The organism is Phenylobacterium deserti, from assembly GCF_003254705.1.
In the GTDB taxonomy this organism is placed as follows: domain Bacteria; phylum Pseudomonadota; class Alphaproteobacteria; order Caulobacterales; family Caulobacteraceae; genus Phenylobacterium; species Phenylobacterium deserti.
In genome coordinates this window covers 209160-221704 of record NZ_QFYR01000003.1, presented here as the reverse complement: position 1 = coordinate 221704, position 12545 = coordinate 209160, and the positions used below count along the sequence as shown (strand labels likewise).

The 12545-nt window shown below is 68.7% G+C and carries 8 protein-coding genes; 5 read left to right on the top strand and 3 right to left on the bottom strand.

All coding sequences use genetic code 11. The annotated features are described in order from the left end of the window. The first annotated feature begins 12 nt into the window (after positions 1-12). A complete protein-coding gene (locus tag DJ018_RS13700) occupies positions 13-423 on the top strand; it encodes a CBS domain-containing protein (protein WP_111515523.1) in 411 nt (136 codons plus the stop codon). Between the two features lie 128 nt (positions 424-551). Here DJ018_RS13700 and DJ018_RS13695 read toward each other — a convergent pair whose 3' ends face one another. Beyond that, positions 552-1487: a LysR family transcriptional regulator gene (locus DJ018_RS13695; protein WP_111515522.1), complete on the bottom strand. Its 936-nt coding sequence runs from the start codon at positions 1485-1487 to the stop codon at positions 552-554. Positions 1488-1581: 94 nt separating this feature from the next. Between DJ018_RS13695 and DJ018_RS13690 the strand changes: the two genes are divergently transcribed. Then, positions 1582-2748 (top strand): MFS transporter, encoded by a 1167-nt coding sequence (locus DJ018_RS13690; RefSeq protein WP_111515521.1) that lies wholly within the window; start codon positions 1582-1584, stop codon positions 2746-2748. Between the two features lie 513 nt (positions 2749-3261). Here DJ018_RS13690 and DJ018_RS13685 read toward each other — a convergent pair. Together DJ018_RS13685 and DJ018_RS13680 are read right to left on the bottom strand one after the other, a co-directional pair. Further along, positions 3262-4779, bottom strand: a complete 1518-nt coding sequence (locus DJ018_RS13685) for a CehA/McbA family metallohydrolase (RefSeq protein WP_111515520.1) — start codon at positions 4777-4779, stop codon at positions 3262-3264. Continuing rightward, positions 4779-7283: a TonB-dependent receptor gene (locus DJ018_RS13680; protein WP_111515519.1), complete on the bottom strand. Its 2505-nt coding sequence runs from the start codon at positions 7281-7283 to the stop codon at positions 4779-4781. The genes DJ018_RS13685 and DJ018_RS13680 overlap by 1 nt, the downstream gene beginning before the upstream one ends. Before the next feature lie 288 nt (positions 7284-7571). Between DJ018_RS13680 and DJ018_RS13675 the strand changes: the two genes are divergently transcribed. The 3 genes from DJ018_RS13675 to DJ018_RS13665 are packed head-to-tail and all read left to right on the top strand — an operon-like array spanning position 7572 to position 12537. Continuing rightward, positions 7572-9737: a TonB-dependent siderophore receptor gene (locus DJ018_RS13675; protein ID WP_165842925.1), complete on the top strand. Its 2166-nt coding sequence runs from the start codon at positions 7572-7574 to the stop codon at positions 9735-9737. After that, the gene (locus DJ018_RS13670; RefSeq protein WP_111515517.1) at positions 9737-11164 is read left to right on the top strand and encodes a DUF3526 domain-containing protein; all 1428 of its coding nucleotides are present in this window, start codon (positions 9737-9739) and stop codon (positions 11162-11164) included. The genes DJ018_RS13675 and DJ018_RS13670 overlap by 1 nt, the downstream gene beginning before the upstream one ends. A gap of 5 nt (positions 11165-11169) precedes the next feature. Further along, entirely contained in the window at positions 11170-12537 is a 1368-nt protein-coding gene (locus DJ018_RS13665) for a DUF3526 domain-containing protein (RefSeq protein ID WP_111515516.1), read from the top strand. Positions 12538-12545: the final 8 nt, after the last annotated feature.

Below are 12545 nucleotides of genomic sequence, written 5' to 3'. Positions count from 1 at the left end.
AAGAGGTGTCCGATGAGAGTGGCCGACGTGATGACCGCCGAGGTTCAGGCGGCCAACCCTTCCGACACCGTCGCGCAGGTCGCGCGGCGGATGTCGGAGATCGACTCCGGCGTGATGCCGGTGGTTGAAGGCGACAGGATCTTGGGCCTGATCACCGACCGCGACATCGTCATCCGCGTGGTCGGCGAGAACCGCGACAGCGAGATCCCGGTCAGCGAGGTGATGACCACCAGCGTCGAGACGTGTCGCGCCGATGACAAGCTGAAGGAGGCCGCCGCGCGGATGGCCGACCTCCAGATCCGGCGCCTGCTCGTGGTCGACGATCAAGGCCGGCTCGCGGGCGTCCTTTCGCTCGGCGATGTGGCCCGCGAGCATTCTGCGCGAGCGGTCGGCGAGACGCTGGAAGAGATCTCCGAAGATTAGTGGTCAACGGTGACCGCACGGGAGGCTAGGCGGAGGAGGCTCACCAGCGTCGCACTTGGGGAACCCGCCTCCCAAAGGTGAGCCGGATCGGAGGCGATCGCATCGGGGGCGGCGTCAGCTCAAGAGCTTCAGGGCCCACCTTCGGGACCGCCCGCCGACCGCAGCCGGTCCGTCAGGAAATCGACGAACACCCGCACCCGTGCGGGGGTGTTGGCGCCGCCCACGAACACCGCATGAATGGGTTCGCGGTCGCCCGGATTGAACTCCTCCAGGATGGGGACGAGAGCGCCCTCGGCAATGGCGTCGGCGACGCTGAAGTTGCCGACGCGCGTGATCCCAACGCCGGCCAGCGCCAGCTGGGTCAAGGTCTCGCCGTTGTTGGCCTCGACCGGCCCCCGAACCGTCAGGGCGTAGTCCCGGCCGGCCCGACGGAACGGCCAGACCGGCTCCAGCCGCCGGAAGTTGAAGTTCAGGCAGTCGTGGTCGTGGAGATCCTCCGGCACGCGCGGCGCGCCCCGGCGCGCGAGGTATTCCGGCGACGCAACGATGGTTCTCCCCGTGTCGCCCAGCCGGCGTGCGGTCAGGGGGCTGTCCGGCAAGGGACCGAAGCGGATGGCGACGTCGGCCTGCCCGGCCGCCACATCCACCACAACATCGGTCAGGTTGATGTCGACCAGGATGTGCGGGTGGCGCGCCACGAATGCCCCGATTAGGGGCACCACCACCTGGCGCCCATGCGCCAGCGCCGCGCTGACCCGCAGGCGCCCGCGTGGAGCCCCCTGGTCGGCGATAGCCTGCTCCGCCTCGTCGAGATCGGCGAGGATCCGCCGCGCCGCGCTCAGATAGGCCTGCCCTTCGGCCGTCAAGGTCAAGACGCGCGTGGTCCGCAGCATCAGGCGGACGCCCAGCCGCGCCTCGATGCGATCTATCGTTCTGCTGACCGCCGACGGGGTAAGGCCCAGCACGCGACCCGCCGCCGAAAAGCTGCCGCGCGCGGCCACGGCGGCGAACACCTCCATCTCACGGGCGCGATCCACACCGCCGCTCAGCATCTTTGCGTCCACATCAAAAATCCTTGGCCTGCAGCGGCTCTAACTGCGGACAGCCCGGGCGTCCATCTGTGCGTCAGTTCACTCGTGGCTCGGGGATCTTCCTTCGATGAAACTCAACCCTCCACTGCTGGCGCTCGCAGCCGGCGCCTTCGGCATCGGCGTGACCGAGTTCGCGCCGATGGGCCTTCTGCCCATCATGGCCGCGGATCTCGGCGTCTCCATTCCGACAGCCGGCCTGCTGATCAGCGCCTATGCGCTCGGGGTGATGCTGGGCGCACCGCTGATGACGTTGACCACTGCTCGCGTGCCCCGCCGCACTCTGCTCATCGGGCTCGCCGCGATCTTCACGGTCGGCAACGCCCTGTCCGCCATTGCGGGGACTTACGGGATGCTGATGATCGCGCGGGTCGTCACGTCGCTGAACCACGGGGCCTTCTTCGGCGTCGGCGCGATCGTGGCCGCCGGGCTTGTGCCGCCCAACCGCAAGGCAGGGGCCGTGGCGGCCATGTTCATGGGGCTGACCATCGCTAACGTCGTGGGGGTCCCGCTCGCGACCTGGGCAGGGGAAGTGATGGGCTGGCGGGCCAGCTTCTGGGGCATCGCCGGAATCGGCGTCGCGGTGATGGCGGCCCTCGCGCTGACGCTGCCGAAGACGCCCGCGCCCGCAGCCGGGAGCATGCTGGCCGAACTGCGCGTCCTCAGGCGCGGCCCGGTTCTGGCGGCCCTCGGCCTGACGGTGATCGGCTCCAGCGCCATGTTCACCGTCTTCACCTACATCGCTCCAATCCTGCGCGAGCAGACCCAGGCCTCCCTCGGCTTCGTGACGGCCATGCTGGTCACCTACGGGCTCGGGCTGACGGCGGGCAACTGGCTTGGCGGGAAGTTCGCGGACCGGTCGGTCGACCGCACGCTGATCGTCACCCTCGTCGGCCTGTGCCTCGTGCTCGCAGCCTTCGCCGCAGCCATGCCGTTCGCCGGCCCGACCGCCGTGCTGATCTTCCTCTGGGGGATCGCCAGCTTCGCCCTTGTCCCGCCGCTTCAGGTCCGGGTCATGGCCGCGGCCGGCGAAGCGCCGAACCTCGCCTCGGCGGTCAACATCGGCGCCTTCAACCTCGGCAACGCCATCGGAGCGGCCGTGGGCGGAGCCGTGATCGCCAGCGGGCTGGGCTATCCTGCAGTCGCGCTGGCCGGCGCCGCGGCGTCGGGCCTGGGCCTGCTGCTGGTCCTGACGATGTCCCACCGGCGAACGGCCGTCGCCGTTGCGGCCGAGTAGGGCGCGCGCCCGCTCCACGCCAGGAGCGGGCGTTCGCTTTCACCCCCGCAGGACCGGAGTTGTCCGCCGTCACCCGTTCTCCAGCATCCGGACGACGCGGTTACGCTCGGCCTCGGCGGCTTTCCGGTCGTCGATGTCGAGAGGACATCCGGGAAGCGGATCGGTGGCAGAGCCGGAACAGGCCGCAAACGCGCTTATCCATTTGGCAGAGCCTACAGGCTCAGCTGACCGGCCTAGCGGACAGCGCCCCCCCCCTGTGATCCCGCAGCGCGCTCTGCGTGGAAGTCGCCACGGTCCTGTCCAGGTCGCAGTTCAGCTCATCGATGACGTACTTGCCCCGTTCGAGGGTCACGAGGTCCTCTGCCTGCAGGATCCAGCCTGCAGCTTGGCGACAAAGGTCGCGTCGGGTCTGCCGCTCGTTGCGATCGACTGCTCGAGTAAAGAGTCAGCATTCCCACGCAGTGTCGGTCACAGCTTTTGGAGTCAGCGACATCACCGTACTGACGCGCGAGTTCATCGTCCCCGTCCAGCACCCGCGTTGTCGCCCGCCAAGTAGACGGGATTCCCGAACAGCCAAAGCCGGCCGTCCGGTCCCCGCACCTCGGCGCGTAGCCACCGCCGACCGGGCGGGAGCGTGAGCTCAAGCGTGCAGGCCGTGTCATCGGACGCCACAGTCCGGCATTCGGTCGGCAAGACGACGGGGGTTGATCCGGCAAGACTCAAGGTCCCGCCCGCGACACCGCGGAGTCTTACGTCGAGGCGCACCCGATGGCCGGGCTTGACGAGCAGCGTGTCGCCCATCTCCGCCGTTCGTCCGTCCGATGAGGCTTGCATGTCCATCCAGCGGCTTCCGCTTCCCGCTGCGTCGATGAAGACGTGTCCGGCCCGGAGACCGTCCAGGATGGCCGCCTGAGATAGCTCGCGCGCCCTCACCACCGTCGTCGGATACCCGACGGCGGAGGGTTGGTCTGAAGCGAGCGTAGCGTCGTGGTTGTCCGAGCCGCCGATCGCGGTGATCCGCAGTCCTTCGTTCAGCCGGGACTCCCAAAAGGGTACGCCCGACAGCGGTCGGTCGTCGCCCTTAAACTGCGAAAGGACGCCGCCGTTCAGCACCTCGATGGCCTGGACGCGGCGGTAGTCCGTGTCCGGGACGCTCCAGCCGCAACCCATGCAGGCCTCGCCTGACGGCAGGCCGGGATGGTTGATGGAGAACAGGCCGCCTGCCCGCTCAACCTGATCGAGGATCGGGTCCAACCCGGGCGCCCGTGAGGAGCCGAGCTGGAAATCGATCTCGGCGGTCGGCCCGAACACGTTGGCGTGGCCGAAGAAGGTGGTCACCTCGCGCCCTGGGATCACCAGCAACTGGTCGTAGGCCGCCGACAGCGCCCTCAGATCCTGAGCTTGGCTGGTCGTGTTGTGGTCTGTCACCGCGACGAAATCCAACCCGCGCGCCCGGGCTGCCTCCAGCGTCCGGAACGTGGGGCAAGGCGCCCGCACACCTGATTGCGCAGGGCAGAAGGCGTCGCTATGGCCGGTGTGCAGGTGCAGATCGCCCCGATACCAGCCTGGGCCACCCTTAAGCGGCTGGGTGGCGAAGCCGCTGAACCGCTCGTCGCGCTCAAGGTTGATCTTAGCGGTGTAACCCGCCCGCACGCCGCTGCGGATGTTTGGAACGCCTAGAAGCAGCGCCCACCGGCCCGCCGGCAGTGGACCCGGCAGGTAGCCGGGCGTGGCGTCGGTCTCCGACACCACGAATCCAGCTTTCGACCCACCGCTCCAGCCGCGGAACCCGCGGGGGTCCCGCAGGCCGAGGTCGATCACGGAACGCTCCGCCTTGCCGTCGTACTCGAATGCGACGGTCAGGCGGCGCACCCCCGGTGGCACGTCGAAGGCCAGTTCGCGGTACGTCTGGTGATCAGGGCCAGTGATCGCACCGACGAGCGTCAGCTCCTCGCCTACCGCCGGCTGGACAGCGAGAGCGACGGCCAGGGCCGCCGCGCCGCGGAGGACCGCCTTGCGCGCCAAGCGCATCAGAAACGGTACAGGAGCGCGGCGCGGAAGGTTCGCCCCAGCTCCGGCCGGGCCAGGTAGTAGCGCGCCCCCGCCTCCCCCGAGACGAACTGGCCGGCTCGCGGATTGCCTTCGGTCAGACCGATTTCGTTGGTGAGGTTCGTGCCGTAAGCGTAGGCGGCCAAGCTCTCGCTGATGTTGTAGCGCACCTGCGCGTTGATCAGCTGATACTCCGGGATCACTGTGGTGTTCGCCAGGTCCGAGTAACGCTTGCCGTACCACTGCCATTCGGCTTCCAGCCGCAGACGGCCGTCCAGCAGGTTCACGGCCGGACGGATGCGGGTGCTGACCTTGGGCGTGCGGATCAGCAAATTGTTGCTGAAGTCGCGCGAGCGCAGGCAGTCGCCGACCGCGGTCGGTGTGTCGCTCGGCAGCGGGCAGGCGCCGCCCACCCGGGCTACACGCTCGTTGAAGATGAAGTCGCCCAGCCGCGGATCCTGAAGCGTGGCGTTGAAGCCCAGATCGAACCAGCTCGTCGGGCGCGCCTGCCCCTCGAGCTCCAAGCCCCAAGCACGCGTCGCTGCGAACTCGGTTCGGCTGACGAAGCTGTTGGTCGCCTGATCGAAGCGGGTCTCCGTGAAGCCCTGACTGTCGAAGCCGCTGTAGAAGGCGGTGGCGTAGAAGTCGAACGCCGGCTTGCTGACCTTGAAGCCCGCTTCCGCGAGGTCGAATTGCTGCGTGCGCGGCGCGGTGTTCGTCGGGTTCGTGATGAAGTCGCCCAACGAAGGAAGCCGGAAGGCGCGGGTGTAGCGGGCGAAGGCGCCCACGTCCGGCTGGAACTGGTAGTTGACGCCAACGGTGGCAGCCCAGCCGTCGAACTCGCGATCCAGCGCATCGTAAACGCCGGCGCCGCTGATTGCCTGATCATCAGCCAGAGAGGCGCTCTGGCCGAGGTTGATGGTCGAACTCCGCTCGTTGCGGCCGCTCATCTCGATCCGCTCCCAACGGGCGCCGAGATCAATGCGCAGCTCGTCCGTGATCCGCCACTCGTCGGAGGCATATAGGGCCCAGGTCTGGGACTCGCCCTCGGCGTTGTTGAACTGGCTGCCGTAGCGCGACACGCCGTTCTCGGTGGTGGTGGCGATCACCTGGCCAGAGGCGTTCAGAACCTGCAGCGTCAGCAGGCGTGCGTTTTCACGCACGTCTGTCAGCACCGCCGCGCCCTGCTGATAGAAGGTTTCTTCGTCGCGGGCGAAGTACACTCCAAATGCAACGTCATGCGACTGCGAACCCACGTCGAACCGGCGCTGGATGCGCAGGTCATCGACCCACTCGTCGAGGGTGATGTCCTGCTCGCGCAGGAAGGCGTCCATAACGAGCCCCGTACCGTTCTGGTTGGCCACATCGAAGGCCGCCCCGCCGTTCAGATAGGTGAGCCGGCCGGAGACGCCGCCTGCCACCCGGGCGACGTCCTGGCTGATGCGCGAAGCGGCGGAGGCCGGGGTGTTTGGGTAGAAGCCGGTGCGGACGAGATCGCTGGTCCGGAAACGCAGGCCGTTTGTCAGTCGCCAGCCGCCCAAGTCCAGGCGCCCCGTGAGGGTGTACTGCGTCAACTGCAGGTCCGAGCCGCGGGTCTGGTCGAACTCGCGCGTGCCGCGGTTGGTGCGCAGGGCCACCCGCGCCGTCTCGGGGCCCGCGAGCGTGCCGTAGTTGGCGTTGAAGCCAGGGATCTCCGCCGTGTCGCCGTTGCTGTCGAACGTCAGCGGGACCGCCAGGTAGAAGATGTTGTTGTCGTCTGTGTGCTTCACATTGAAATCGAGCGAACCGTGCTGGAAGTCGCGGCCAATCGAGAAACGGACCTGCCCCCCCTTGTTGCCGGTCCAGCCGGGGTTCCGCACCCCGTCATCCTCTCTGTAGAAGCCGCCGAGCCCGACGCGGAAGCCGGCCACCGGCCCTCCCAGCCACAGGTCGCCCCGATAGAGGCCGTAGTCGCCCACTTCGGCCTTGGCGACGCCCTCGAAGCTGTCGCCCGGCTTGCGAGTGATGAAGTTGACGACGCCAGCCGGCGCATAGCTGGCGAAGATCGATGACGGGCCGCCGCGCACCACCTCTACCCGCTGAACCGTCTCGTCCATTCGGAAGGAAAAGTCGCTGTTCAAAAAGCCCAGGCCGCCGTCATGCTGCACCGGCAGGCCGTCTTCCTGCAGGCCCACGGCGGCATAGCCCTCGATAGGAATGCCACGAGCGCGGATGTTGGCGCCGCCGACGCCGCCTGACGCTTCCACCCAGAAGCCAGGGACGTTGCGCAGAACTTCCGCCACGCTGACGGGCGACTGCAGCCGCAGGCGCTCCTCGGACACAGTGGTGATCGCGTAGCTGGCTTCGACCTTGCGCTGAGCTTCGGTGCCCGCTCGCGCCGTGACGATGACCTCCTGTATGTCGGTGGCGTCAGACGCCTGAGCCAAGGCGGGTTGCGACAGCAGCAAGGCGGCGACCGCCGACGCGGCGAAAAGCTTCGTTCTCATCAGGCTAACTCCCCCAGCCGATGTGCGGCTTGGGCGCGCCTTAGAGGCCGTGCGCAAAGGATGCGCGACGCACGCGTGGCGGTTTCAAGACAGCGAGACCGCACAGCGTCGTCGGATCAGCACTCCCCCTTCCGACTGCGCGTCCAAGGCGCAATCGCCCGTTGCATGTTATGATATAACATTGCATAGCGGCGCTGTAGGAACTCAGATGGGGCGTTCGCTATGGCTGCGTGGTGCGATTTGTGGCTGGCTCGGAAGGGCTTCAGGAAACCGAGCGATGCACGCCTGGTGCGGAGCGCGTTGGGCGCCGCTCCGCTCATCGCAGCGAGCCTCCTGCCAGCAAGCGCCTGGGCTGAGACTGCCGTCGAGCAGACGACCGCCTCGGTAAGCTCCGTGACGGTGGTCGGCGCCCGCGGCAGCTATGCGCCCAACCAGGTCACCATCGGCGGCAAGGAGCCGGTGTCGATCCTCGACGTGCCGAACACCGTCAGCGTCATCACCCGCCAGCGTATCGAGGACCAGAACCTGGTCACCATGGTCGACGCCCTGGCCCAGACGCCGGGCGTCTATGTCACCACCTGGGACGGGCTGATCGGGCAGATCCGCTCCCGCGGCTACCTGCTGGACGTCTCGTATGACGGCATCCCGGCCTGGAACAGCGGCCAGGCGCAGGAATTCGACCTCGTCGTCTATGAGCAGATCGAAGTGCTGCGGGGTCCCGCCGGCATCTTCAAGGGCTCCGGCCAGCCCAGCGGCACGGCCAACTTCGTCCGCAAGCGCGCGCCCAAGGCGTTCGGCGGCTCCATCCTCGCTTCGGTCGGCACGTGGAACAACTATCGGGTGGAGGGCGACGTCGGCGGCCCCCTGGCGTTGGACGGGCGACTGCGCGGGCGTTTGGCGGGCTCTTACCTGCAGCGGGACTTCTTCACCGACCGCTCGCACGAGGAGAAGACCGTCGCCTACGGGGTGGCCGACTTCGACATCACCGATCGCACCACCGCCTCGGCCATGGTCACCTACCAGGACGACCAGGGCGATGCGATGAGCATGGGGCTGGCCAACTACTTCCTTCCCGGCCACCCGCTGCACAACCAGTTCATCCCGACGTCCCGGTCGACCAACCAGTACCCTGACTGGAACCTTAACGTTTACGAGACCCTGGAGTACGCCGCCGACCTGCGCCACCAGATGGCAAACGGCTGGGTGCTGCGGTCCAAGGCCGTCTATCGCGATCAGCGCAAGATCTTCACGGACGGCTATCCGACCCCCGGGATCGGCCTGAACCCGATCACGAACCGGTTCTCCAGCTACAACCGTCGCACCAACGACGGTACGACCGAACGCACCGGCGTCGATCTCTACGCCTCAGGGCCGCTGCGGCTGCTCGGCCGCGAGCACGAGCTGACCCTCGGCTACAGCTACGAGCTCTACGAGAACATCAACCGCGGCATCAGCAACGTGCCCTACACCGGCACGCCGGCGGGATCAGGCATTCCCCTGTCGGAGGCGGCCTCCGTCCCCCGGCCGGACTTCGTCTACAACAACGGCGGCCACACCCGGACGGAACAGACCGGCTTCTACGGCCAGGGCCGCTTCGAGATCATCGACGGTCTGACACTCGTGCTCGGCGCGCGGGTCAGCGACTTCGAGTCCAAGTTCCGCAACATCGCGCCGAACCCGCGGCCCACGAACTTCACCAGCCAGGGCAAGGAGAGCGGCGTGGTCACGCCCTTCGGCGGGCTGGTCTACAAGCTGCGTCCGAACATCAACCTCTACGGCAGCTACTCCGACATCTTCATCCCGCAGACCGCCCTGAAGTGGGACGGCGGCTCGGGCACGCCGCTTGACCCGCGCGTCGGCAAGCAGGTCGAGGCGGGCGTCAAGGGCAGCTTCTTCGACGATGGTCTCGTCGGCTCGCTGGCGATCTTCCGCACCCGCGACGTGAACCGGTCCTTCGCCGACACCGCCAACCCGGGCTTCTTCCTGCAACTGGGGGAGGTCGAGGTTCGCGGCGCCGACTTCGAGGTCAACGGCCGGCCTTTCGACGGCCTCGACCTCTCCTTCGGCTACTCGTTCCTTGAGACCGAGCACCTGGCGAACTCCAACGCCAGTCTCGTCGGCGCCGCCTTCGACACCTGGGAGCCGAAGCACACTGTCAAGGCGTTCGCCAAGTACACGCCGAAGGCCCAAGGCTGGGACCGGGCCTGGATCGCCGCCGGTCTGCAGGCGCAGAGCACCCTCGTCGGCGGCGGCGTCGCGGGCCTGCGCGAACAGAAGCCCTACGCCCTCCTCAGCCTGCACGGCGGGTACGCCTTGACCTCACGGGTGTCCGTCTCGGCGTCCATCAACAACCTGTTCGACAAGGTCTACTACGCGCGGGTCGGCGGCCCGAACACCTACAACACCTTCGGAGATCCGCGGAACGGTACGGCCGTCCTTCGGGCGCGCTTCTGATGTCTGCGCCTCGAGTCTGGACGGTGGCCGCGACGCAGCTGCGCCTGATGTCTCGTGACCGCAGGCTGGCCTGGCTGACGGGTCTGCTTGCTCTCGTCATGCTGGCCAGCGCCGCGGTCGGCCAATCCCGCAACGCCCAGCTCCAGGCTGACCGGCGCGCCGCGGCGGCCGAAGCGCAGGAGGTCTGGCGCAGCCAGGGTCCGACCAACCCGCATGGCGCCGCCCACTTCGGGCAGGACGTCTACGCGCCGGTCTCGCCGCTCGCCGCGCTGGATCCCGGCCTTTCGGACCACCTCGGCGTCGCGGTCCGGCTGGAGGGCCACTCCCAGAACCCAGCGCGCGAGCGGCCGGTGGAAGGCGGCGCGGCCCTGTCCCGGTTCGGCGGGTTCAGCGCGGCCTGGGCGCTGAAGGTGCTCGCGCCCTTGATGATCATCCTCGCCGGCTTCTCGACCTTCGCCGGGGAGCGCTCCCGCGAGCTGCTGTCTCAGGAGCGGGCGGCCGGCGCGTCCTCCTTCACCTTGATGGGCGGACAGCTACTCGCTCTCTCGACCTGGGCGTTCGGCCTCGTCGCCGCCTTCACCGCAGCCGGCCTGGCGCTTGTGTTGGCCAATGGCGCAGCCGCGGCGGACATGCTTGCGGCGCTGGCGATGGGCGCGGCCTTCTTCCTGTACCTGGCGGTATTCGTGGGCCTCACCCTGGCGGCGTCCGCCTCGTTCCGCACCGCGCGCGCCGCACTCGTCGCCCTGCTCTGCTTCTGGGCCTTGTCCACCCTGGCCGCGCCCCGCCTCGTCCCGGCCTTGGCCGAGCAGCTCCATCCCACCCCCGCCGCTCCCGTCTTCGAAAAGGCGGTTACGGAAGAGGCCAAGAACGGCGCCAACGGCCACGACCCGGCCGACAAGCGGCTTGCCGCCTTCAAGGCCGAAACCCTTCGCCATTACGGCGTCACCCGGGAAGAGGACCTGCCCGTCAACTTCGCCGGCCTTGCGCTTGCGTTCGGCGAGCGCAACTCGACGCAGACCTACAACCGTCACTACGCCCGCCTGTTCGACGCCTATGAGGGCCAGGCCCGCGTCCAGCGCTGGGTCGCCTTGGCGGCGCCGGAGCTGGCTGTCGGGCCCCTTTCCATGGCCTTCGCCCGCTCGGACCTCGACGCACACCTGCGCTTCCTGAAGCAGGCGGAAGCCTTCCGCTACCGGCTCATCCAGACGCTGAACGCCGACGTGGCACAGCACAAGCCGCCGGCCGACGGACCCTATCTCGCCGACGTCGGCGCCCTCACCCGCCACCTGCGCTTCGCGCCCCGGCCGGCGGCGCTTGGCGAAGTCTGGACCCGGCAGAGGGCGAACGCCCTGGTGCTGGCAGGCTGGGCCGCCCTCGCCTTCGCCCTCGCAGGCTTCGCCGGCCTTCGCCTGGAGCGTCCCCAGTGAGCCGGATGTGGACCCTGCTTGGCCTGGAGATCAGGCTCGCCGGCCGCGACCGCGTGCTGGTCTGGCTGGTGCTCGGCTTCGCCATGATGGCCGTCTACGGCGCCTGGACCGGAGCGCGCTGGCGCGTGGAGCGGGCGGCCGCGATCGCAACCGTCGCCGCCGAGGTGGAGGAGGTCATGGCGGCCAAGCGCGAGCAGTTCGCCAACGCCGCGCCGGGCGAGATCCCCTTTGCCGCCATGCCGCAGGTGACGCCGTTCCGGCCTGTGCTGGAGCCGGGGCCTCTGGCGGCGCTCTCGATCGGCCAGGCGGAAGCTTATCCCTACGCCGCCCGCATGCTGCCGCTCAGCGACGAGACCCTGTTCGACGCCTTTCGGCTGCATGTGGACAACCCGGCGGTCCGGGCCTCCGGGCGCTTCGACCTTGCCTTGGTTATCGTCCTGCTGATGCCCATCCTGCTGCTGGCCGCGACCTACGACATCTGGGTGCGTGAGCGCGAGCGGGGCATCGCCGCTCTGACGCTGTCGCAGCCGATCCCGCCAGCGGCGGTTCTGGCGACCAAGGCGCTGTCGCGCATCCTGCTGGTGCTGCTTCCCATGGTGCTGATCAGCGCAGGCGCCCTGGCGGCGTTTGCACAGCCGCACCTGCCCGGGCTGATCGCCACGGCCGTGACGGTGTTTCTCTATGGGCTGTTCTGGATAGGGCTCGCCGTGGCGGTGAACGTCGTCGCCCGGCGCGCCACCACCGCCGCGGTAGCCTGCGGCGCCCTGTGGCTGGTCGTCGTGGCGCTGGGCCCCGCCCTCGCGCTGGCCGCGGTGGACGTGGCCCGCCCGCCGCCGTCCGCCATCGCCAGGACCAACGCCTTGCGGGCCATCTACCTGCAGCATCGGGCCGAGGTCCGCGCCCGTCCGCCGATGGCTGAGCGCATCCCGGCCCCGCGCATTCCCGATCGGCTGCGGGTGTTCATGACCGACATCGTGCGCCTGGAGGAGCGCAAGGCCCCGGTGCTGGCGAAGTACGACGCGGCTGTCGCGGAGCGTCGCAAGTGGCTCGATGCGGCCCGCCTCGTGCTGCCGTCCGTCGCCGTCCAGGACGCCCTGGACCGCATAGCCGGCGCCGACGCCGACCGGGCGATCGCCTTCCAGCATCAGACGCTCGCCTTCCGCGGCCAAACGCGACGCTGGCTGGCCGACCGGTTCGCCGCCGACGCCCCGATGACCGAGGCCGACTACCGCGCCCTGCCCGTCTTCCGCTTCCGCGAGCCGGACCTGCAGACGGCGCTGGCCCTGGATTGGCTGGTTGTCGCCGCCGGCGCGGCGGGGCTCGCCCTCTTCGCCCTGCGGCGCGTTCGCCGCCGACCTCTCCTGGAGACCTGAGGCTCACC